Origin of the sequence: Salmonella bongori NCTC 12419, assembly GCF_000252995.1 — a bacterium.
In the GTDB taxonomy this organism is placed as follows: domain Bacteria; phylum Pseudomonadota; class Gammaproteobacteria; order Enterobacterales; family Enterobacteriaceae; genus Salmonella; species Salmonella bongori.
Map to the genome: position 1 here is coordinate 1094176 of NC_015761.1, position 22713 is coordinate 1116888.

Genomic DNA, 22713 nt, shown 5'->3' on the forward strand with positions numbered 1-22713 from the left:
AATTATGCATACTTTATTGCTCCTTGCCGCACTCTCAAACCAGATTACTTTCGCCACTACTCAGCAAGGCGATATTTACACGGTCATTCCTCAGGTAACGTTAAGTGACCCCTGCGTCTGTCAGGTGCAAATTCTGTCTGTGCGCGATGGGGCCGGGGGGCAAAGTCATACACAGCAAAAGCAAACGCTATCTTTACCTGCTAATCAACCCATTGAGTTGTCCCGTCTTAGTATAAATGTATCGGCAGAGGACTCGGTTAAAATTATTGTTACTGTTTCGGACGGACAATCGCTACATTTATCACAACAATGGCCGCCTTCTGGACCTTAGCTTTTTGATGATGGTATAAATAGCGTGGTTAGCCTGTGTATGAAGAGGCGATAAAAAGTTTCATCGTCTCGGCATGTCGTTAAAGGGTAACGCCGAACCCTCGAGGATATTTCATCATTGGGGAGTTAACATGTCCGTCATAAAGAGAAATATTACAGGCATAAGCCTATGCATCTGCGTTTTTTTAATTAACCTGTAGGGGGATAACAAACGGTTCAGGGCGGTGTTATTCACTTTCGCGGTGCTATTGTTGCGTCAGTGTGTGATGTCCATACTCACGCCGGAAATATCGCGTTAACCTGTGTACGTGAAGGTAAAAAACACGCGAATAAGATAAACCTCCGGCAGGCAACTGTCTTATCGCAGGATATTCAATCCCTTGCGACGGTACGACTTCATTATCTGAATGAGCAAAAAAATTTGGCCGTCATGAATATAGAATATCGTTAGTAACGGTAACAGGAAGGTCTATCGATATTAAAAAGAGCGACTACGCTGAACACCCTGTTGTACACTTTGCTGATAACGTAAGACAAGGGGGAATGATGAAATCACGTCTTCAGGTTATACAAGGTGATATCACCCGGCTTGGCGTGGATGCGATTGTGAATGCCGCTAATGCGTCATTAATGGGAGGCGGCGGAGTAGACGGCGCTATTCATCGTGCGGCGGGGCCGTCATTATTGGATGCCTGTAAAAAAATCCGTCAGCAGCAGGGGGAATGTCCGACGGGACAGGCGGTTATCACGCCTGCCGGCAAGCTTTCTGCAAAGGCAGTTATTCATACGGTGGGCCCCGTCTGGCGAGGTGGTGAACATCAGGAAGCTGAGTTACTCGAAGAGGCGTACCGGAACTGCCTGCGGCTTGCCGAGGCGAATGGGTATCGTTCTGTCGCTTTTCCGGCAATCAGTACCGGCGTTTATGGTTACCCACGCGCCCAGGCCGCTGAAATCGCCGTCAGGACGGTTTCAGATTTTATTACCCGTTACGCTCTACCTGAACAGGTATACTTTGTCTGTTATGATGAAGAAAATGCCCGGCTTTACGCAAGATTACTTACCCAGCAAGGCGACGCCTCTGCCTGATAAGACGCGTCTGGAGCGTGCTGTTGAACCGTTATGCGCGCGCCATCCCGGACAATGCGGCATCCTGGCGCTGGATAACAGTCTGGATGCTTTTGCCGCCCGCTATCGCCTGACTGAAATGGCGGAGCGAACGCTGGATGTGCAGTACTATATTTGGGAAGACGATATGTCCGGACGTCTGCTCTTTTCGGTACTGTTGTCGGCGGCGAAACGTGGCGTTCATGTTCGTTTACTGCTGGATGATAATAACACGCCAGGCCTGGATGATACGCTGCGGCTGCTTGATAGCCACCCCAATATCGAAGTTCGTCTGTTTAACCCTTTTTCTTTTCGTACGTTACGCGCCCTGGGGTATTTGACCGATTTCGCCCGGCTTAATCGGCGAATGCACAATAAAAGCTATACCGCCGACGGCGTGGTGACGCTGGTCGGCGGGCGCAACATTGGTGACGCCTATTTTGGCGCTGGCGAGGAACCGCTGTTTTCCGATCTGGATGTAATGGCGATTGGCCCTGTAGTCAACGATGTTGCCAACGACTTTGAACGTTACTGGCGCTGTAGTTCAGTGTCGACCCTGCAGCAAGTGTTATCCCTTTCGGAGCAGGAACTAACGCAGCGTATCGAACTTCCCGAATCCTGGTATAACGATGAGATCACCCGTCGTTATCTGCATAAGCTGGAAACCAGTCAGTTTATGTCCCATCTGGATCGCGGTGCGTTGCCGTTGATTTGGGCAAAAACCAGGTTACTTAGCGATGATCCTTCCAAAGGCGAGGGAAAGGCGCAGCGCCATTCGCTACTTCCGCAGCGATTATTTGACGTGATGGGAGAGCCCACAGAGCGTATTGATATTATTTCTGCTTACTTCGTCCCTACACGCGCAGGTGTGGCGCAGCTGCTTAATCTGGTCAGAAAAGGGGTAAAGATCGCTATCTTAACTAACTCCCTCGCGGCAAACGATGTGGCGGTGGTTCATGCGGGGTACGCGCGGTGGCGAAAAAAATTACTGCGTTATGGCGTGGAGCTCTACGAACTGAAACCGACCCGTGAACATGAAACTGTCGTACATGATCGGGGACTCACCGGGAACTCAGGCTCCAGTTTACATGCCAAAACGTTCAGTATTGACGGTAGTAAAGTATTTATCGGGTCACTCAATTTTGATCCTCGTTCAACGCTTTTGAATACCGAAATGGGGTTTGTGATTGAAAGTGAAACGCTGGCAACGCTCATTCACAAGCGTTTTACGCAAAGCCAGCGCGATGCGGCCTGGCAACTCCGGCTGGATCGCTGGGGACGAATTAACTGGGTCGATCGACAGCAAGAAGAGGAAATAGTAGTAAAGAAAGAACCCGCAACGCGTTTCTGGCAGCGGGTTCTGGTACGGCTGGCGTCAATTTTACCTGTTGAATGGTTGCTTTAAGCCGGCGCGTAGGAGGCTAATCGCACGCGACGTGGGTTTTTCGTTTTACAAGTGGCTTACCTGAAAAGAGAAATTTTAGTAACGGTATACGTAAATGGATTTCATACAGAATTAACGCAATACCAATGACAAATATCAGCCCACATAAGAACCCGAGCAGGTTGGAGGTAATATGCGGTGTGATATAAGCGCCAAAGAAGAGGGTTAAGGGATGATGCACCAGATAAATAAACAGCGAAGCATTAACAAAATAGGTTACGCGTGCGGACTGGAAGTTTAACAGTCGGTACCCCAGCGAAAACACCACGTTTACCATCCATAGCCCCATCAGCATCGTAATGACGGATTCGGTTTCATACATCCAGCCGTCGCCGCTCCCATAACGCTGATTCAGCAAATAAGCGACAAAAGCAGCGGCGGCGGCTAAGGTACAACCGCGTGATGGCGTCGTAAAGCGTGCCTTAAGCCCGGGATGAATAAACGCCAGTGCGCCGAGGATAAAAAAAGGCACATAAAATAGCGTTTGCATTACGATAAAATTGAACATGCCATCGCTGAGAATCGCGGGATATAGACTAAAAATAGTGCGCCGGATGGCTGCGTAGCCTATACCCAGCAGGAGAAAAATAAACGAAAGTGTAACCAGTGATATGTCAGTAGAATGCTGTTGGCTTTTTTCTGCTCTATTTTGGAACCAGGTGAAAATCCCGATGCTGACAGTGGTTAATATCACCAGCACCAGTAAAAACCACAGATGCGAAATGAGCTCCCACACCAGGGTATTATATTTTTCATAGAAAGAAAGCGTATGCCAGTTCTCGGTTTTCCCCTTGACAAATTGCAACATAATAAATTGCGGCAAGGTAAGCAAAGGAATGGCGGTGAGCATAGGAATCCCCACACGTTCTACACGAACTTTCCACCAACGTTTTAACGGATAACGTAAAAACAACATGTATGAAAAATAACCGGAAATAACAAAAAACACCTGCATACGAAAAGCATGGATAAAATCGTTAAACAGGGTCAGCCACCACGATGGCGCGGTGCTATTGACATGCCAGCTGTGAGTGGAATAGATCAATGAGATATGAAAGGGAATCCCTAACAACATCAACCATGCGCGGATAGAGTCAAGAAAATATTCGCGCGGCGCAGATACAGAGCTCATATAAGGTCACATATTCTCAGATTTTTCGCCTTATCCATAAGGCGAATTAGGGTTACATTCGGTGGCAACCCTACACCAACTCCGACAACCTGTCTCCAGGATAAGCACGCAAAGTGAAAACAGGCCGGGAGGTGCTTAATCCATGAGCCAGCGCGCTGAACAAAGCCGGGATTCAGTTGTCGTAATGCCTGATTATCCATTAAAATAGATCGGATCGATATAAGCACACAAAGGGGGAAGTGCTTACTTATTATGAAACATAAACGACAAATGATGAAAATGCGTTGGTTGGGTGCAGCTGTTATGTTAACACTTTACGCATCATCGAGCTGGGCGTTCAGTATTGATGACGTGGCAAAACAAGCCCAATCTTTAGCCGGGAAAGGCTATGAAGCGCCTAAAAGCAACTTGCCCTCCGTTTTCCGCGACATGAAATATGCGGATTATCAGCAGATCCAGTTTAACAGCGACAAAGCATACTGGAACAACTTAAAGACTCCATTTAAGCTCGAATTTTACCATCAGGGGATGTACTTCGATACGCCGGTTAAGATCAACGAAGTGACGGCGACGACGGTCAAAAGAATCAAATACAGCCCGGATTACTTCAATTTTGGCAATGTTCAGCACGATAAAGACACGGTAAAAGATTTAGGCTTCGCCGGGTTCAAAGTCCTGTACCCCATCAACAGTAAAGATAAGAACGACGAAATCGTCAGTATGCTTGGCGCCAGCTATTTCCGCGTTATCGGCGCAGGCCAGGTGTATGGCTTATCTGCACGCGGCCTGGCGATTGATACCGCTTTGCCATCTGGTGAAGAGTTTCCCCGCTTTCGCGAGTTCTGGATTGAACGGCCAAAACCGACAGATAAACGTTTGACCGTCTATGCATTGCTGGATTCTCCGCGGGCGACCGGCGCATACCGTTTTGTCATCATCCCGGGCCGCGATACCGTGGTGGACGTACAGTCAAAAGTCTATCTGCGTGACAAAGTGGGCAAACTGGGCGTTGCGCCACTAACCAGTATGTTCCTGTTTGGGCCAAACCAGCCTTCGCCGACGACCAACTATCGCCCGGAGTTACATGACTCTAACGGGTTATCCATTCATGCGGGTAATGGCGAATGGATTTGGCGTCCGCTGAACAATCCGAAACATCTCGCCGTGAGTAGCTATGCAATGGAGAATCCGCAGGGATTTGGCCTGTTGCAGCGGGGTCGCGAGTTCTCGCGCTTTGAAGATTTAGACGATCGGTACGACTTGCGTCCAAGCGCCTGGATTACCCCGAAAGGCGACTGGGGGAAAGGTAAGGTTGAACTGGTTGAAATCCCGACTAATGATGAAACCAACGACAATATCGTCGCTTACTGGACGCCGGATCAGTTGCCGGAACCGGGTAAAGAGATGAATTTCAAATATACTCTGACCTTTAGCCGTGATGAAGATAAACTTCATGCTCCGGATAACGCCTGGGTGCTGCAGACACGCCGCTCAACGGGCGATGTTAAACAATCGAACCTGATTCGCCAGCCTGACGGTACTATTGCTTTCGTGGTGGATTTCGTCGGCGCTGACATGAAAAAACTGCCGCCGGATACGCCTGTCACTGCGCAAACCAGCATTGGCGATAACGGCGAAATCGTTGACAGTAATGTACGCTATAACCCGGTCACTAAAGGCTGGCGTTTAATGCTGCGTGTAAAAGTCAAAGATGCGAAGAAAACCACGGAAATGCGTGCCGCATTGGTAAATGCCGATCAGACGCTAAGTGAAACCTGGAGCTACCAGTTACCTGCCAATGAATAAAACAACTGAGTATATTGACGCACTGTTGCTTTCAGAACGTGAGAAAGCGGCATTGCCGAAAACTGACATCCGCGCCGTACATCAGGCGCTGGATGCCGAGCATCGGACTTACTCGCGAGAAGATGATTCACCGCAGGGTTCCGTAAAAGCCCGCCTTGAGCAAGCCTGGCCAGACTCATTGGCACAGGGGCAGTTAATTAAAGATGATGAGGGGCGTGACCAACTGCAGGCGATGCCGAAAGCGACGCGCTCTTCAATGTCTCCCGACCCCTGGCGAACCAACCCGGTTGGCCGTTTTTGGGATCGTCTGCGTGGGCGGGATGTCACGCCGCGCTATGTTTCCCGTCTGACCAAAGAAGAGCAGGCGAGCGAGCAAAAATGGCGCACCGTCGGCACTGTACGTCGCTACATACTGTTGATTCTGACTCTCGCGCAGACAGTCGTCGCCACCTGGTATATGAAGACGATTTTGCCTTATCAGGGATGGGCGCTGATCAACCCTATGGATATGGTAGGGCAGGATATTTGGGTCTCCTTTATGCAACTCCTGCCTTACGTGTTGCAAACCGGTATCCTTATTCTGTTTGCTGTGCTGTTCTGCTGGGTGTCAGCCGGGTTCTGGACGGCACTAATGGGATTCCTGCAACTGCTTATCGGGCGCGATAAGTACAGTATTTCCGCGTCTACGGTGGGTGATGAGCCGCTCAATCCGGAACACCGGACGGCGCTGATTATGCCTATCTGTAATGAAGATGTTAGCCGCGTTTTTGCTGGTCTGCGTGCCACCTGGGAGTCTGTAAAAGCGACAGGCAACGCCGCGCATTTCGATGTCTATATCCTTAGCGATAGCTACAATCCTGACATCTGCGTCGCGGAACAAAAAGCATGGATGGAGCTGATTGCGGAAGTGCAGGGCGAAGGGCAAATTTTTTACCGCCGCCGTCGCCGCCGCGTGAAACGCAAAAGCGGCAATATTGACGATTTTTGTCGCCGCTGGGGCAATCAGTACAGCTATATGGTGGTGCTGGATGCAGACTCCGTAATGAGTGGAGAGTGTCTGAGCGGCCTGGTGCGCCTGATGGAGGCAAATCCAAATGCCGGAATTATTCAGTCCTCGCCGAAAGCATCGGGGATGGATACTCTGTATGCGCGCTGCCAGCAGTTTGCAACCCGTGTCTATGGTCCGCTGTTTACCGCCGGGTTGCATTTCTGGCAACTGGGGGAGTCGCACTACTGGGGCCACAACGCTATCATCCGCGTGAAGCCGTTTATTGAGCATTGTGCTCTGGCGCCGCTGCCGGGAGAAGGATCGTTCGCCGGATCGATTCTTTCGCATGACTTTGTCGAAGCTGCGCTGATGCGTCGGGCAGGATGGGGCGTCTGGATCGCCTACGATCTGCCCGGTTCCTATGAAGAGCTGCCGCCAAACCTGCTTGATGAACTTAAACGCGATCGCCGATGGTGCCACGGCAACCTGATGAACTTCCGTCTGTTCCTGGTGAAAGGGATGCACCCGGTGCATCGCGCCGTATTCCTGACGGGGGTGATGTCTTATCTGTCGGCACCGTTGTGGTTTATGTTCCTCGCGCTTTCTACCGCTCTGCAGGTCGTTCATGCGTTAACGGAACCGCAATACTTTCTCCAGCCGCGTCAGCTTTTTCCGGTCTGGCCGCAGTGGCGTCCTGAACTGGCGATTGCGCTGTTTGCCTCAACCATGGTGCTGCTGTTCTTGCCCAAACTGCTCAGCATTATGTTGATCTGGTGCAAAGGCACTAAAGAGTATGGTGGCTTCTGGCGCGTTACGTTGTCGCTGTTGCTGGAGGTTCTGTTCTCTGTATTGCTGGCTCCGGTGCGTATGCTGTTTCATACCGTATTTGTGGTCAGCGCGTTTCTCGGCTGGGAGGTGGTCTGGAATTCGCCGCAGCGTGATGATGACTCTACGCCGTGGGGTGAGGCCTTTATGCGTCATGGCTCGCAGTTGCTGCTGGGGCTGGTCTGGGCGGTTGGTATGGCCTGGCTGGACTTACGTTTTCTGTTCTGGCTGGCGCCGATTGTCTTTTCACTGATTTTGTCGCCTTTTGTCTCCGTGTTCTCCAGCCGTTCAACGGTTGGATTACGCACCAAACGTTGGAAGCTGTTCCTGATCCCGGAAGAGTATTCACCGCCGCAAGTGCTGGTCGATACCGATAAATATCTGGAGATGAATCGTCGTCGTATTCTGGATGATGGCTTTATGCATGCGGTGTTTAACCCATCGCTTAATGCGCTGGCAACCGCCATGGCCACTGCGCGTCACCGCGCCAGTAAAGTTCTGGAAATTGCCCGCGATCGCCATGTGGAGCAGGCGCTGAACGAAACGCCGGAGAAACTGAACCGCGACCGTCGTCTGGTTTTGCTAAGCGATCCGGTGACAATGGCGCGTTTACACTATCGCGTCTGGAATGCGCCAGAGAGATACTCTTCCTGGGTGAACCATTATCAATCTCTTGTTCTGAATCCGCAGGCGTTGCAGGGCCGACTATCGTCTGTCGGATAGAGGAAGTCAGGTCTTGATGGCGATGCGCTTGCCAGGCCTATAATAAAGTGAAAAATACCGGCATAAAGCCGGTATTTTTATACTGAAAGTTTAATGAGGTGTTTGGTGCGTATCTTGGCGGTGAGTATCATGGTGGTGACTTTAAGCGGTTGCGGCAGCATCATTAGCAGAACGATCCCCGGACAGGGGCACGGCAACCAGTATTATCCTGGCGTGCAGTGGGATGTACGCGATTCCGCATGGCGCTATATCACTATCCTCGATCTGCCATTTTCACTGCTTTTTGATACGTTACTACTGCCGCTGGATATCCAGCATGGTCCTTATACGTAGTTAACGTTCATCCCATTCGTCAGCGGCGGTACGCCCCTCTTCAGTATCAAGCGGCGGCTCAAGCTGGAATTCCCCTTCATCCCATTCATGCAGGGTATTCTCTTCCTGCCATTCCTGGCGGATCTCTATCTCATCATAATCACCATCAAATACGCTTTGCGCGGCCTCACCACTCAGCATCGGCAGGCATTCACCTTCTTCACCTTCATCGGCGAAAAATTCGACCTGCCACATGATGTCCCCATCCTGTAGTACATATTTCTGAGCATTGAACTGCTGCACATTAGCTTCATCTTGTTCGAGGCCAGGATTTTCAGCCAGAAATTCTTCACGGGCTGCATCAATAGCTTCTTCCAGCGTGGCATACATGGTCATCAGTATCTCCCTTTGATTTGATGAGGTATTTAGGGAAAGAATAGCTGATTCTGTGATTTTGCAAGTATGAAAGCGAAAAAATCATTCCATTGCCAGCCTGCGTCGCCGTAAGCTGTACCATGAATAGATGGCATTGAACATTACGACGCCCGCCGTGACGCAGAACACCGCGCGGAAGCCATAATTTGCTGAAATTGCCGCGCCCATTAGCGGGCCGGTCACGTTGCCGATATCGCGGAAAGACTGGTTATAACTGAAGATCCGTCCGGCTATCTGATTGGTAGAATTGTAAACCAGCAAAGTTTGTACGGCTGGCAGTAGCGCGCCATCCGCCGCGCCAAGCAGGAAGCGCAATAACGCAAGCTGCCATGGCGTTTGCACAAAAGACATTGGTATCAACAGCAGTACGGAAATAATCAGCGCGACGATAAGGATCTTTTCCGGGCCTATTTTGTCGCCAAGCTTGCCGAGTCGAGGAGCGCTTAGCAGCGCTGCTACGCCAGGCACCGAGGCTATAACTCCGCTAATAAATGCAATGTTACTGACATTGCCGGCAAGTTCGCGAACATAGAGCGTCAGAATTGGTGCAATAGAACCCGTTGCCACCTGAATAATCAGCGTTGTAACAAACAAACTTAATACCAGGCGGGGATTTTTTAGCGAGGTGACAACTTCCCGGACATGAAGCATCTCTTTTTTGCTCACCGGCTGGAAATTCTCACGAATAAAAAACAAGGTGAGCAGAAAACAGATCAACAAGACGCTGGCGGTAATAAAAAAGACCGGACGCAGTCCGTAGTGGTCGGCGAGCAGACCACCTGCAAGCGGGCCAAGCAGCGCGCCGCTGACGCCGCCAGTGGAGAGCGTCCCTAACGCCCAGCCGCTTTTGTTGCGTGGCACCTGAGTGGCGATAAGGGCATTGGCATTGGGAATAAATCCGCCCAACAGCCCTAACAACGCACGGAGAATAAGAAATTGCCAGATATTTTGCGCCATACCCATTAGCAGCATGACAATGGCCATGCCGAGAGCGGAGCGCAACAGCATAATTTTACGTCCTTTGCGATCCGCCAGTCCGCCCCAAAAAGGGGATGCGATAGCTGAAAAGAGAAACGTAATGCTAAAGACCAGCCCGGACCACATATTCAGCGCACTATGGCCTGTCACGCCGAGTTGCTCCACGTAGAGCGGGAGAAAGGGCATGACCAGGCTGAAAGCCGCGCCGGTTAAAAAACAGCCCAACCAGGTAACGGTAAGATTACGTTTCCAGTTTATGGGGACATCAGAGGGTGACATAGTGTTCCACAGTATGATGCGCCATTTGCGCAATCATCAGTTTAATTATGAGCGCACTAATTATGCGCCGACCTTGTCAGCCTCGCAATGTGGGGAGCTTTTAAAGCTAAAAGAAGAGAGGTTGCAGCCTGACGGCTGCACTCCTGTTAATAACGCGATGGTACGCCTTCAGGCCGGGTTTTAAAGCGGCGATGCAGCCACATATATTGCTCTGGCGCCATCATAATGCACTTCTCAACAATCTTATTCATCCATGCGGCGGTCGCCTCTGCACTCTCCAGCGGAGGGGAGGGTTCCACAGGAAGAATGATCAGTTCGTAGCCTTTCCCGCCGGGTTTACGGCGCGGCACGAAGGGAACAATACAGGCTTTAGACATGCGTGCGAGCATCCAGGTGCCGGACGTCGTCGCGGCCTGGTCGACGGCGAATAACGGCACAAATACGCTGGCGCGCGGGCCATAATCGTGGTCCGGGGCGTACCAGATTAATTCACCGCTTTTCAATGCCTTAACCATACCTTTCAGATCTTTGCGATCCAGCATTGTTTTATTAGAACGTAAACGTCCCCAGGTCTGCAACCAGTCCAGCAAGGGATTGTCATTCGGGCGATAAACGCCAATACCGGGATTATGCATACCAAACATGCGTGCGCCAAGCTCAAGCGTAAGGAAATGGATCCCTACCAGTATAAAGCCGTGGCCCTGTGCTTTAATTGCACGGATATGTTCCAGACCGCTCGTCTCCGTCCAGCGGGCCACTCGACGATCGGGCCAGAACCAGGCCATGCCGGTTTCCATGACACCCATGCCGACGGATTCAAAATTTTTGACCACCATCCTGTGGCGTTCCTGTTCGCTCATTTCCGGAAAGCATAATTCAAGGTTGCGATAAGCAATTTGCGCGCGGCGTTTCATTACGCGCCGTGCCAGATGGCCTAATGCGCAGCCTAATTTATAGATAGCCGGGTAGGGGAGTTGTACGACCAACCAAAGCGTGCCTATACCTAACCAGGTTAACCAGTAACGCGGGTGCAGTAAGGCCACGGAGAACTTAGGCAAATTCGTCATTTCTATCCTGTTTGTTCACGAACAATTCTCGGTATTGTCGCATCTTTTTGCCTGGAGCAAAAATATGTTGCAGAGGAGTGGCGATTAAATCGGCAATTGTTGTTAATTGTTTAGTCTGAAGCGGGAAATGTAGCGCAAAATGTATGGATGTAAATTGGCGAGGCTTGCTTTATGATGCCTGCCCACTTTATTTTTGCCGATAGCAGGACACGTACACCATGCCAGTGTTACATAACCGCATTTCTAATGACGAACTGAAAGCCAAAATGCTGGCGGAAAGTGAGCCGCGGACGACAATTTCTTTTTATCGTTATTTCACCATTGCTTCGCCGCAGGAGACCCGGGACGCGTTGTACCGGTTGTTTACGGCGTTAGGGGTATTTGGTCGCGTTTATCTGGCGCATGAGGGGATCAACGCACAAATCAGCGTGCCGCAAAGTAAGGTAGAAATGTTTCGTCAACAGCTATATGCGTTTGATCCCGCATTAGACGGATTGCGCCTGAATATCGCTCTGGAGGATGACGGAAAATCATTTTGGGTGCTACGTATGAAAGTTCGCGACCGTATTGTAGCCGATGGCATTGACGATCCGCATTTTGATGCCAGTAATGTCGGTGATTATCTGAAGGCCGCGGAGGTTAACGCGATGCTGGACGATCCTGACGCGGTCTTTATTGATATGCGCAACCACTATGAATATGAAGTCGGCCATTTCGAAAATGCCCTGGAGATTCCTGCGGATACGTTTCGCGAACAGTTGCCAAAAGCAGTTGAAATGATGCAGGAACATGCAGATAAAAAGATCGTCATGTATTGCACCGGCGGCATTCGTTGTGAGAAAGCCAGCGCGTGGATGAAACACAACGGTTTTAATAACGTCTGGCATATTGAGGGCGGTATTATTGAGTACGCCCGTCGTGCGCGCGAGCAGGGGCTTCCCGTTCGCTTTATTGGCAAAAACTTTGTATTTGATGAGCGAATGGGCGAACGAATCTCGGATGATATTATCGCGCACTGTCATCAGTGCGGCGCGCCCTGCGATAGCCATACCAACTGCAAAAATGACGGTTGCCATCTGCTGTTTATCCAGTGTCCGCAGTGCGCCAGTAAATTTAACGGTTGCTGTAGTGAACAATGTTGTGAAGAGTTGGTCTTGCCGGAGGAGGAGCAGCGTCGGCGTCGCGCAGGCCGAGAGAACGGTAATAAAATTTTCAATAAATCACGTGGTCGGCTTAATACCACAGCAGACATCCCTGATCCGAAAGCGTAACCTTTTGCCGGATAGCGGTGTAAAGGCCGCTATCCGACATATTGTCAGGCGTTACTTCTGCTGAACGCCTTCTACCGAGATAATAAGCTCCACGTCTTGTGACATTGGGCCGAGATCGGTCGTAATATTAAAATCTTTCAGCTTAATTTTTCCTTCAGCCTCAAAGCCCGCACGTTTACCGCCCCACGGATCGTCTCCCTGGCCCATCAGTTTCGCTTCAAGCGTCACGGGTTTGGTCACGCCATTGAGCGTCAGATTACCGGTAATATCCAGTTCATCGCCCTCTTTTTTCACACTGGTGGAGGTGAAGGTGGCCTGAGGGAATTTCGTGACGTTAAGGAATTCCGCGCTGCGCAGATGCTTATCACGCTCGGCGTGATTAGTGTCGACGCTGTTGGTGTTAATGGTCACGTTTACTTTGTCTGCCTCCGGATTTTTTTCATCAAAAGTAAAACTGCCGTCGAAATCTTTAAAGGTGCCATATAGCCAACTATAGCCCAGGTGTTGGATACGGAAATTGATGAAAGCATGTTGGCCTTCTTTATCAATTTTATACTCCGCCGCCATGGCGGATCCGGTCGTGAACAACAGAGATGCGAGGGTAAGTCCTAGCAGGCTTTTTTTCATTTTTGAGCTCCATAGTCAGATGACGACCTTCCTGTCATACGTTTCAGAGTGTCGTCTTTATCGATGAAATGGTGTTTTAGCGCTATTACCCCATGCGAGAGTGAGATAATAACCAGCGACCAGGCAAACCACAGATGTAGCGTTCCGGCGACATCAGCTTGCGTGCCCGCATCAGCAAGCGTTGCGGGAACCTCAAACCAGCCAAAGACGCTAACCGGTTTCCCGTCGGCGGTGGAAATCAGGTAGCCGCTAATCACTATCGCAAACAGCAGAAGATACAGGATGATATGGCCAGCCGCTGCGCCGACGCGTGTTAAGCGGGAGTAGCTGGTTAACGCCCTGGGCGGGAGAGAATAAAATCGCCAGATAATACGTATGATCAGCGCCATCATCAGTAAAACGCCAATGCTTTTATGCCATTCCGGCGCCTGGTGATACCAGCTGTCGTAATAACTGAGTGTGACCATCCATAAACCCAACGCAAACATGCTATAGACCACTATTGCGGTCAGCCAGTGGAGCGCGGCGGAAACCACGCCATATCGTTGTGGAGTATTTTTAAATTGCATAAACACACCAATGAATATTTCACGAGAGAATGAAAATGGCGTGGAAAAGCGATGAATGCAACTAATAAATAACAATTTGAATGATATTTATTTTTATTTCAATAATTTTGATTTAGTTTGCGATTCAGCTTCAGAAGTTTCGAGATATTTCGCCCCGACAACTACGCTACGGGATGAATAGCAACATTGCTGGGCTTTAACCTCATGAAATAAAAAGCGATGAAGTTTCAGGAAACGTCAATTAACGTCAAAAAAAAGAAATCAAAAGAAAAAAAGATAAACGATATCCATAATCGCCCAAAGGGAGCAGAGAATAACGTAAAGCATAAAATGTTCGTGAAGGTTATTTACCAGGAAATGAAAGAGATGACGCATAGCTGACTTTAATGAACGGCCCCTTTACGGGGCCGGCAGATTATTGGGCAAAACGGGAAAGACGGAACGGCGCCAGATCAAAGGAGGGCGTTTTTCCCAGCGCAAAATCCGTGGCAATTTCTCCCAATACCGGGGCGAATTTAAAACCATGTCCGCTGAGTCCAGTAATGACGAGCGTATTATCATGGCCAGGCAGCGTATCAATAATAAAATCTTCATCTGGTGAATTATCATAGGTACACGCTGCGCCATGCAAACAGCCGCCGATGCCCGGCAGCACGTTGCGCAGGAAAGGAAATGCTTCGGAGCCATCGCTGGCAACGGCGGCAAAGGGCTTGCGTTCTTGCCGGGTCTGTATTGCTTGCCCACCATTATGTTTACCGATTTTTAACTCGTCATTTTCTGCCGGAAAACCGTAATACTGATCGCCGTTGGGCAGTTCGCCGGTAAAAGCCGGGAAACGATTTTTAGCGCTGTAACGCCCATCGGCCTGAAACCAGGCAAAGACTTTGCGGACGGGCTGGACGGGGAGCTCCGGAACGAGTGCTTTCACCCAGGTGCCTGCGCTAATCAGAGCTTTGCTGGCGTGATAGACGCCTTCACTGGTGTCTATCGTGACACCGTCGTCATCATGGTGAATACCGATTACCGGACAGTTGAACAACTGTGCGCAGCCTGCCTCTCTGGCCAGGCGAAGCCATGTGGTAATGGCTAATTCACTAAGCAGGAAGCCGGAGTCAGCTTCAAACAACCCGATATAGTGATCGGGGACGCGAATTTCTGGCCAACGTGTCATTATGGCAGCAGCGTCCAGGCGTTCGACATTCAACCGCCACTGTTGCGCGCTCCGCGCGACGTTAGCCAGGAAAGTGGAATCGGCTGGACCGAGGTTAACGACGCCGGAGCGGACGAAGACAGGCTCTTCATTAAGCGCGGAGAGCTCATCCCAAAGCGTCTGGGCGCGCAACACCAGCGGAACATATTTTTCGCCTTCACCATAGGCATGGCGGATAAGGCGGGTATCGCCGTGATGGCTGCCCTGTTGATGAGGCGGCATATGCGCATCAGTCATCAGAACCTTAAGCCCGGCACGGGTGGCATAATAACCAGCGGCGGCGCCAACCGAACCGCTACCGATAATAATAAGGTCGTATTTCATCAGCTTCTCTCTGCTATCGCGATGATTTCAGGGTAAATAACTGCGCTGAGATATACAAGCCAGAAATAAGTGAGGCACCTTACGGTGCCTGGGAGAGGGGGAGGGCGTCACGCTAATGGCGACGATACTCGTTTTCCTGGTAATCGCCTGATTCTATTTTGGCGATGCCGGCTTCTAATATTGAAATAAATTGCCTGGCCACATCAGTCGTTAACCAGAGCGTTTGACCAACTTCAGTCCCTTCCGGATTTGGGGTCTGGTAGTGTAAACGCAGCATCAGCGCATCATAGCTATCGACAGTGCTGATGTCCCATCCTACAAGCGGATGGGTCTGAATGACTTCATTATTTTTTTCCATCATGCCCCCCTGGTACGTGTTATAAGACAACGGTTCTCGAGGTTCAATGCGTCTTTTTCTGAAGCAACTTCAGTATACCAAGTAATAAGGCTATTCACTGCGTTTTTAAAGAGAGAGAAGGATAAATTTCTTTTTTTAAGAATTATATGAACAATAAAGCGGCAGTTCATTCATATTTTTTTAGGATGTTGTGCAATTATTTTGAGGTTCAGGTGAAATATTCATCAGTTGCGCAAATAAAAAAGCCGGGGCGACCCGGCAAAACTTACTTCACTGCATATCATTTTTTAGTCATTAATGAACCACTCATCAGCGCTTTCCCAGGTTTCCTGGAGGATCTCGCTAATGCGTGCTTTATCCTCTTTCGATGCGCCAATAACGGACAGGTTGTTGGCGGTTGCGTAACGCACGGTAACGTTACCCCTATTCTCAGGAAAATGATGGCTAATACGGCGAGAGAGTTCGCCCGCCAGCGCATCAATGGCACCAGCAGGCAGAGGTGATGTTTTGGCTATAGTGACTTCAATACGCATAATGCCTCCCTGTTGAATATACTGTATATATATACAGTTAGCTTCGCTATATAGCAACAGGTAAACGCATTTTTTATTTTTTTACTGACCAGCGTACTGTCTCACCGGCCAGAAAAGGCACCAGCGTATCATCTGCCAGTGTGATAGTTTCCGGGATCTGTTGTTCATCACGCACCAGTTCCACCCAGGACTCATTCACCGGCAGACCATAAAATCGTGGGCCGTTCAGGGAGCAGAATGCCTCAAAATGTGCCAAAGCGTTCATTTCTTCAAACACGGCGGCATAGCTCCCAAGTGCGGAAGGGGCGTTGAAGCAACCGGCGCATCCGCAACAGGTCTCTTTACGATGGCGCGCATGTGGCGCGGAATCCGTACCCAGAAAAGCGCGCGTAAAGCCGCTGGCGACCAGATCACGTAACGCCTGTTGGTGAATATTGCGTTTGAGAATTGGCAGGCAGTACAGGTGAGGGCGAATGCCGCCGACCAGCATATGGTTACGGTTAAACATTAAGTGCTGGGGCGTAATAGTGGCTGCCAGGCGTTCGTTGCCGTCACGTACATACTGTGCGGCATCTTTGGTAGTGATATGTTCAAAGACCACGTTAAGTGCGCTCAGACGCTGACGTAACGGTTCCATGACGGTGTCAATAAAACGTGCTTCGCGATCAAAGATATCAACATCGGCATGTGTCACCTCTCCGTGGACCAGCAACGGCATCCCGAGTTTTTCCATTCGCTCCAGCACTGGCATAATGGCATCGATTGACGTTACACCATGGCTGGAGTTGGTGGTGGCGTTGGCCGGATAAAGTTTAGCGGCCGTAAACACGCCTTCATGAAAACCGCGCTCAAGCTCATCGGCATCAAGCGAGTCCGTTAAATAACAAGTCATTAACGGCGTGAAATCATGTCCGGCGGGTACCGCGTCGAGAATACGCTGACGGTAGGCGATTGCCGCATCAACGGTGGTAATAGGGGACGCCAGATTAGGCATCACGATGGCGCGACCATAAATTTCGCTGGTATAAGGTACGACCGTTTTTAACATGTCGCCATCGCGAAGGTGAACGTGCCAGTCGTCCGGGCGGCGGATCTTTAAAACCTGGGATGGTGCAGTCATTAATATGCTCCGGCTGAGGGGTAGTCTTTTGCCGGAAACAAAGGATAAGCGGAAACGTTTTCGTTTGCACGTAAAAAAGGGCGCGATGGCGCCCTCAGCGATCAATTAGTGAAAGGAATGACGATTTCCCCTGGTTTAACTTCAATGCCTTTGGCGAATTTCTTCGCTAACGCTTCGCCTCTACTGCTATCTTCGCGCAACACATAAGCTGGCTGCTGGTTAAAGTAGTTACGTAAAGACTGATTTAAATAAGGTATGAGCGTCTGGAGTACCGATTGCATTTTTTCCGGCGTCACAGTGGCATCGACCACTTCCATCTCCTGCAGATAGATGGCGCCTTTTTCTTTATTAAAGACTGGCAGGGCTTTCAGCTTGAGCTTCATCGTCGCTTTTTGGCTACCGAAGAGTGAATTCATGTCCAGCCTGGCATCGCCAGTGAGGGTGACTTTATTGGGTTCTTCCCGGCCAATCTGGCTGGCGAGGTGAGTCAGTACGATATGCGCGTCGGCAATGCCGGGCAGACCAATATCTTTTGAGAAATTATTCCGTTTTTCAAGCGCTTGATTGATTTCTTGTTCGCTAATAGTGTATTGCGTAAGTTGATTACAACCCACTAACAGGCCGCTGACTATCAGCGCAGCGGCAAAAAAAAACTTTTTCATGGCGTTCCTCAACGTGTTGCCCATGCCCTAATCCTGACACAAAGCAGCATGTCGCGCCAGCGGACATGACGCCAGTAGAAAAAGCTGAAAATGGCGGCAAGGGCGGATTGCCGCCCGGCGGACGTTAGATTGCCATTGAGGAAAGTAAATTAATTTGCGTCTGCTTCGCCATATTATCGCGATAATCTGATACTTTCGTCGGCCAGCGGATACCAGCAACCAGCGTCAGATTACGTAGGAGCGGGAACAGATGAATATCATCTTCCGACAATTCGCCATTCACGGCATTCGGCTGCACAATAAGTTTATCCAGAGCGCGTAAATCATCGCTGATCTTTTTAATCAGTCCGGCAGAATGCGTGAGGTGGTCGGCAAAACTGCCGGAAGATGCTTCTTTTTTGCGGATAAAGTACTGGCGTGCCTCAGGCGTGGAAAATTCATCGAAAGCGGATTTTGCAAATCGCGGCAGCAGCAACTGATTAACGTAACCGTTAACTTTGCGTCGCCACTCTTCAAGGGCAGGATTGCATTTTCCGGTTAACAGCGGTTTGCCGTCGAGTGTATCGACATAATGCACAATATCCATACTTTCAGGCAGATAGCGGCTGTCCTCTTTTTGCAGGATAGGCACCATCTTTTTACCAATCATCCGGGTGGGCGTCGCCTCGTCGTCATTCTGTAACACGTTAAGTTCAACGGGGATATTCTTCAGGCCGAAAATCATGCGGGCTTTAACGCAGAAAGGGCAATGATCGTAAATATAGAGCTTCACGTTTCTCCTCCATTTGACTGTCGGTTCCTGACCAGTATGGAGGAGATAGCGGTAGGTATCAAATCAGGCGCCGGGTTCCAGCATATGGCGCGATGCGCGCTTGTGGCTAAATTGCCAGCTTAAAGCCAACAGGGTGATGAAGCCGATAATACCGAGCATCATCCATGGTAGTTCAGGCTGTGCAAACGCTTTACCCATGTCGAACAACCAGCCGCCGCCGATATAACCAATTGCGCCGCCAATGGCCAATCCCAGACGGCTAAAGCCCATATAACTTCCCCGCGCCCGTGCGTCCGCCAGCGATGCGCTAAGCGTTTCGCGTGCGGGTTCGGCGATAACCGAGCCAATGTAGAAGGCGCAAATAAGTGTAAAGAGTTGCTGTAAATTGCTCACCAGCCCGATGGGGACCATACTCAGCGACATGATGAGCAAACCGGCCATCAGCCGGTGCTCCAGACGAAAGCGTTTTTCGCTCCAGCGGGCAATCGGGTAAAGTAATGTCAGCGAAAGACACGCCTCGATAGCATACATCCACTTCACGGCGGCAGGCGAACCGGCGATGTCGTTTACCATAATTGGCAGCATTAACATGACCTGTACCGCCAGCATGTAGTAGCCCGCCAGCGTCAGCACGTAAGTCACAAATCGCTTATCGTTCATGACGCGACGCATTCCTTCACGCACTGGCGTTCTGACCGTTGACAGCTTCCAGGCCGGAAGCAGCCATGCGTTGAAAATGGCGCATAATATGAACAAAATAGCGCCCGTCGCGCAGACCAGACGGAAATCGTATTGTAGCAACCAACTGCCCAGTAGTGCGCCAATCACTGCGCCCGCACTGTCCTGCATCATCAGCAATGAGAAGAAACGGCCTCGTTGCGCCGGGCGGATTAATTTGACCACCAACGCTGAGCGCGGTGGGTCGAAAAGCGTACCGCCAAGACCGGAAAGGAAGCAAGAAAACCATAAAAGCCAGGGCTCATGCGCGATGCCCATTGTGGCAAAACCCGCGGCGCGCATCAGCATACCGGTGACGATCATCGGTTTCGCGCCAAAGCGATCGGCGATGGCACCGCCAAAAATGCCGAGGCCTTGCTGGATGAATTGGCGCAGGCCGAGCGCGATCCCTACCATCACGGCGGCCCAGCCCATTTGATCGACAAAGCGAATGGAGATGAGCGGGAAGACGACGAAAAAACCCAATACCACTAGCATGTTATCAATGAGAAGAAAATATTTACCCAGGTTTCTCGCCTGCGAGACGCGCGACATTTCCCCTCCCGGGAAATCAAAGATGAGCGTCTTCTATTCTGCGGCGGCGTTTCGTTTTTTCCTACCGTTAGCGGGACAATATTTTTTTATCAAAAGTTCTTTTTAATCGAGAGTTTTCATCAAAATGTGGCAGCAAATCAAAAAATGGCGATTTGCGCTTTTCACAGAGCCTGGTTGCGCAGGTATAGTAATGTGACTGGCGTGCTGAAGACGTTACAGGAAGGAGTAGGAATAGAATGTTTGGCTATCGCAGTAACGTGCCAAAAGTGCGCTTAACCACCGACCGTCTGGTGGTGCGTTTAGTGCATGAGCGTGATGCCTGGCGTCTGGCCGATTATTACGCGGAAAATCGTCATTTTTTAAAACCCTGGGAGCCGGTCCGTGATGAAAGCCATTGTTATCCTTCAGGGTGGCAGGCGCGCCTGGGAATGATCGGTGAATTTCACAAACAGGGCTCCGCCTTCTATTTCGCGCTGCTTGACCCGGAAGAAAAAGAAATTATCGGCGTGGCGAATTTCTCCAATGTGGTGCGCGGCTCATTTCATGCCTGCTATCTGGGGTATTCCATTGCACAGAAGTGGCAGGGGCAGGGGCTGATGTTTGAAGCCTTAACCGCTGCGATTCGCTATATGCAGCGTACTCAGCATATCCACCGTATCATGGCGAATTATATGCCGCACAACAAACGTAGCGGCGCACTATTGGCGCGGCTTGGTTTTGAGAAAGAAGGCTATGCGAAAGATTATCTGTTGATTGATGGACAATGGCGCGACCATGTCCTGACGGCATTAACGACGCCGGAATGGACGCCAGGACGTTGAGCGGCTTACCGGGCGAGCGAAAGGGAGAAAACGATGAAATATGAATTAACCGCCACTGAAGCGCGAGTGATTGGCTGCCTGCTGGAAAAGCAGGTGACAACGCCGGAACAGTATCCGCTTTCTGTCAACGGCGTGGTGACAGCCTGTAATCAGAAAACCAACCGTGAACCGGTGATGAACCTGACGGAACAAGAGGTGCAGGAGCAACTCGATAATCTGGTGAAACGCCACTTTTTGCGTACGGTCAGCGGGTTTGGCAACCGCGTCACCAAATATGAACAGCGTTTCTGTAATTCTGAGTTTGGCGATCTGAAACTGAGCGCGGCGGAAGTGGCGCTTGTCACCATCTTGCTGCTGCGCGGCGCGCAAACGCCAGGCGAGTTGCGTAGCCGGGCGTCGCGGATGTATGAATTCAGCGATATGGCGGAGGTTGAATCCACGCTGGAACGGCTTGCCAGTCGTGAAGACGGCCCTTATGTCGTTCGTCTGGCGCGTGAACCAGGCAAGCGTGAAAGTCGCTATATGCATCTTTTCTGCGGTGATGTCGATGAGGTCTCGCTTCGGACATCTGCGCCGGAAAGCACATCGGGCGATCTTCAGGCGCGCGTCGAGGCGCTGGAGAGTGAAGTGGCGGAATTAAAGCAACGGCTGGATTCTTTGTTAGCTCACCTGGGAGAGTAATGTGAGAACATTACGTATTGGTATTGTCGGGTTAGGCGGTATTGCGCAGAAGGCCTGGTTACCGGTATTGGCCAACACCGCCAGTTGGACGTTGCAGGGCGCCTGGTCTCCCTCGCGGGATAAAGCCTTACGTATCTGCGAAAGCTGGCGCATACCGTATATGGATTCGCTGGCAAATCTGGCGTCCGACTGTGATGCGGTCTTCGTTCACTCCAGTACTGCCAGCCACTATGCTGTGGTCAGCGAGCTTCTCAACGCTGGTGTACATGTCTGCGTGGATAAACCGTTGGCGGAAAATCTGCATGACGCCGAACGGCTGGTGGAACAGGCTGCGCGAAAAAAATTAACACTGATGGTGGGATTTAACCGCCGTTTTGCGCCGCTGTACCGCGAACTGAAAACGCGTCTCGACGCGGCGGCGTCACTGCGTATGGATAAACATCGTACTGATAGCATCGGGCCGCACGACTTACGTTTTACCTTGCTCGATGACTATCTGCACGTGGTGGATACCGCTCTGTGGCTGGCTGGTGGTCAGGCGAATCTTGTCAGCGGTACCTTGCTCACCGGCGAGTCCGGCGAAATGCGCTATGCGGAACATCATTTTTCCACCGACAGGCTACAAATTACTACCAGTATGCACCGGCGCGCCGGAAGCCAACGTGAATCAGTCCAGGCCGTTACCGATGGCGGGCTATATAACGTGACGGATATGCGTGAATGGCATGAGGAGCGCGGGCAGGGCGTACTCACCAGACCGGTGTCAGGTTGGCAAACGACACTTGAACAGCGTGGTTTTGCCGGATGCGCGCGGCATTTCATTGACTGCGTGAAAAATCAGACGGTTCCGGAAACGGCGGGGGAGCAGGCGATTTTGGCCCAGCGCGTCGTGGAGGCGCTATGGCGGGACGCCATCAGCGAATAATCCTCTGTAACATCTGGCGGTAGTAATTCATCGTAATCCAGGTACTATACCCTCAATAATTCGAGTTGCAGAAAAGCTAACGCACATGCAACTTGAAGTATGACGGGTATATATGCCAATTCTACATAACACCTCTTTTTCACAG

Annotated in this window: 24 protein-coding genes and 1 pseudogene; 11 read left to right on the forward strand and 14 right to left on the reverse strand. The window is 50.6% G+C overall.

Annotated elements, in window-relative coordinates; all coding sequences use genetic code 11:
• The first annotated feature begins 4 nt into the window (after positions 1-4).
• The 4 genes and pseudogenes from csgC (at position 5) to SBG_RS05150 (ending at position 2839) form a co-directional block, all read left to right on the forward strand.
• On the forward strand, positions 5-331 hold the full coding sequence (gene csgC, locus SBG_RS05135; protein ID WP_000557253.1) for a curli assembly chaperone CsgC: 327 nt from the start codon (positions 5-7) through the stop codon (positions 329-331).
• Positions 332-461: 130 nt separating this feature from the next.
• Positions 462-781: pseudogene (locus SBG_RS23390) on the forward strand (type 1 fimbrial protein).
• A gap of 95 nt (positions 782-876) precedes the next feature.
• Positions 877-1416 carry an O-acetyl-ADP-ribose deacetylase gene (gene ymdB, locus SBG_RS05145; RefSeq protein WP_024134982.1) on the forward strand — a complete coding sequence of 180 codons (540 nt, stop codon included), beginning with the start codon at positions 877-879 and terminating at the stop codon, positions 1414-1416.
• Positions 1352-2839 carry a phospholipase D family protein gene (locus SBG_RS05150; RefSeq protein ID WP_015702813.1) on the forward strand — a complete coding sequence of 496 codons (1488 nt, stop codon included), beginning with the start codon at positions 1352-1354 and terminating at the stop codon, positions 2837-2839. The genes ymdB and SBG_RS05150 overlap by 65 nt, the downstream gene beginning before the upstream one ends.
• 16 nt (positions 2840-2855) lie before the next feature.
• Here SBG_RS05150 and mdoC read toward each other — a convergent pair whose 3' ends face one another.
• Positions 2856-4010 (reverse strand): glucans biosynthesis protein MdoC, encoded by a 1155-nt coding sequence (mdoC, locus tag SBG_RS05155; protein ID WP_000100144.1) that lies wholly within the window; start codon positions 4008-4010, stop codon positions 2856-2858.
• Between the two features lie 270 nt (positions 4011-4280).
• Here mdoC and mdoG point away from each other — a divergent pair, with 270 nt between their 5' ends.
• The 3 genes from mdoG (at position 4281) to SBG_RS05170 (ending at position 8685) form a co-directional block, all read left to right on the forward strand.
• Complete coding sequence (mdoG, locus tag SBG_RS05160) at positions 4281-5816, forward strand: glucans biosynthesis protein MdoG (protein ID WP_015702814.1); 1536 nt, start codon at positions 4281-4283, stop codon at positions 5814-5816.
• Positions 5809-8352 carry a glucans biosynthesis glucosyltransferase MdoH gene (gene mdoH, locus SBG_RS05165; protein ID WP_001044617.1) on the forward strand — a complete coding sequence of 848 codons (2544 nt, stop codon included), beginning with the start codon at positions 5809-5811 and terminating at the stop codon, positions 8350-8352. The genes mdoG and mdoH overlap by 8 nt, the downstream gene beginning before the upstream one ends.
• A gap of 105 nt (positions 8353-8457) precedes the next feature.
• Positions 8458-8685, forward strand: coding sequence for a YceK/YidQ family lipoprotein (locus tag SBG_RS05170; protein ID WP_001221026.1), 228 nt, complete (start codon positions 8458-8460; stop codon positions 8683-8685).
• On the opposite strand, the gene SBG_RS05175 is transcribed toward SBG_RS05170, so the two are convergent.
• The 3 genes from SBG_RS05175 to SBG_RS05185 all read right to left on the reverse strand — a co-directional run bounded on the left by SBG_RS05175 (position 8686) and on the right by SBG_RS05185 (position 11423).
• The gene (locus SBG_RS05175) at positions 8686-9060 is read right to left on the reverse strand and encodes a MysB family protein (RefSeq protein ID WP_000180070.1); all 375 of its coding nucleotides are present in this window, start codon (positions 9058-9060) and stop codon (positions 8686-8688) included.
• 81 nt (positions 9061-9141) lie between these two features.
• A complete protein-coding gene (gene mdtG / locus SBG_RS05180; protein ID WP_000075061.1) occupies positions 9142-10356 on the reverse strand; it encodes a multidrug efflux MFS transporter MdtG in 1215 nt (404 codons plus the stop codon).
• Positions 10357-10502: 146 nt separating this feature from the next.
• Positions 10503-11423: a Kdo(2)-lipid IV(A) acyltransferase gene (locus tag SBG_RS05185; RefSeq protein ID WP_000183366.1), complete on the reverse strand. Its 921-nt coding sequence runs from the start codon at positions 11421-11423 to the stop codon at positions 10503-10505.
• A 218-nt stretch (positions 11424-11641) separates the two neighbouring features.
• On the opposite strand from SBG_RS05185, the gene trhO reads away from it, so the two are divergent.
• Complete coding sequence (gene trhO / locus SBG_RS05190; RefSeq protein WP_001144649.1) at positions 11642-12694, forward strand: oxygen-dependent tRNA uridine(34) hydroxylase TrhO; 1053 nt, start codon at positions 11642-11644, stop codon at positions 12692-12694.
• Positions 12695-12745: 51 nt separating this feature from the next.
• On the opposite strand, the gene SBG_RS05195 is transcribed toward trhO, so the two are convergent.
• The 10 genes from SBG_RS05195 to mdtH form a co-directional block, all read right to left on the reverse strand.
• A complete protein-coding gene (locus SBG_RS05195) occupies positions 12746-13321 on the reverse strand; it encodes a YceI family protein (RefSeq protein ID WP_000749276.1) in 576 nt (191 codons plus the stop codon).
• Positions 13318-13890, reverse strand: a complete 573-nt coding sequence (locus SBG_RS05200) for a cytochrome b (protein WP_001159777.1) — start codon at positions 13888-13890, stop codon at positions 13318-13320. The genes SBG_RS05195 and SBG_RS05200 overlap by 4 nt, the downstream gene beginning before the upstream one ends.
• Before the next feature lie 261 nt (positions 13891-14151).
• A complete protein-coding gene (locus SBG_RS05205; RefSeq protein ID WP_001216202.1) occupies positions 14152-14265 on the reverse strand; it encodes a DUF2770 family protein in 114 nt (37 codons plus the stop codon).
• Between the two features lie 40 nt (positions 14266-14305).
• The gene (gene solA / locus SBG_RS05210) at positions 14306-15424 is read right to left on the reverse strand and encodes an N-methyl-L-tryptophan oxidase (protein ID WP_000872771.1); all 1119 of its coding nucleotides are present in this window, start codon (positions 15422-15424) and stop codon (positions 14306-14308) included.
• 112 nt (positions 15425-15536) lie between these two features.
• Complete coding sequence (gene bssS / locus SBG_RS05215) at positions 15537-15782, reverse strand: biofilm formation regulator BssS (protein ID WP_000414439.1); 246 nt, start codon at positions 15780-15782, stop codon at positions 15537-15539.
• 287 nt (positions 15783-16069) lie between these two features.
• A complete protein-coding gene (dinI, locus tag SBG_RS05220; RefSeq protein WP_001217765.1) occupies positions 16070-16315 on the reverse strand; it encodes a DNA damage-inducible protein I in 246 nt (81 codons plus the stop codon).
• A 73-nt stretch (positions 16316-16388) separates the two neighbouring features.
• On the reverse strand, positions 16389-17435 hold the full coding sequence (gene pyrC, locus SBG_RS05225) for a dihydroorotase (RefSeq protein ID WP_000126578.1): 1047 nt from the start codon (positions 17433-17435) through the stop codon (positions 16389-16391).
• 101 nt (positions 17436-17536) lie between these two features.
• On the reverse strand, positions 17537-18097 hold the full coding sequence (locus SBG_RS05230) for a lipoprotein (protein WP_000713049.1): 561 nt from the start codon (positions 18095-18097) through the stop codon (positions 17537-17539).
• Positions 18098-18221: 124 nt separating this feature from the next.
• A complete protein-coding gene (gene grxB / locus SBG_RS05235; protein ID WP_000780887.1) occupies positions 18222-18869 on the reverse strand; it encodes a glutaredoxin 2 in 648 nt (215 codons plus the stop codon).
• Between the two features lie 63 nt (positions 18870-18932).
• Positions 18933-20141: a multidrug efflux MFS transporter MdtH gene (gene mdtH / locus SBG_RS05240; RefSeq protein WP_000092164.1), complete on the reverse strand. Its 1209-nt coding sequence runs from the start codon at positions 20139-20141 to the stop codon at positions 18933-18935.
• A 236-nt stretch (positions 20142-20377) separates the two neighbouring features.
• Between mdtH and rimJ the strand changes: the two genes are divergently transcribed.
• Genes rimJ through SBG_RS05255 form a run of 3 tightly spaced genes read left to right on the forward strand, consistent with a single transcriptional unit; the run spans position 20378 to position 22568 of the window.
• On the forward strand, positions 20378-20962 hold the full coding sequence (gene rimJ, locus SBG_RS05245) for a ribosomal protein S5-alanine N-acetyltransferase (RefSeq protein ID WP_000468203.1): 585 nt from the start codon (positions 20378-20380) through the stop codon (positions 20960-20962).
• A 33-nt stretch (positions 20963-20995) separates the two neighbouring features.
• Positions 20996-21643: a YceH family protein gene (locus tag SBG_RS05250; protein ID WP_000873040.1), complete on the forward strand. Its 648-nt coding sequence runs from the start codon at positions 20996-20998 to the stop codon at positions 21641-21643.
• Position 21644: 1 nt separating this feature from the next.
• Complete coding sequence (locus tag SBG_RS05255; RefSeq protein WP_001259716.1) at positions 21645-22568, forward strand: Gfo/Idh/MocA family protein; 924 nt, start codon at positions 21645-21647, stop codon at positions 22566-22568.
• The last annotated feature ends 145 nt before the right edge of the window (positions 22569-22713 follow it).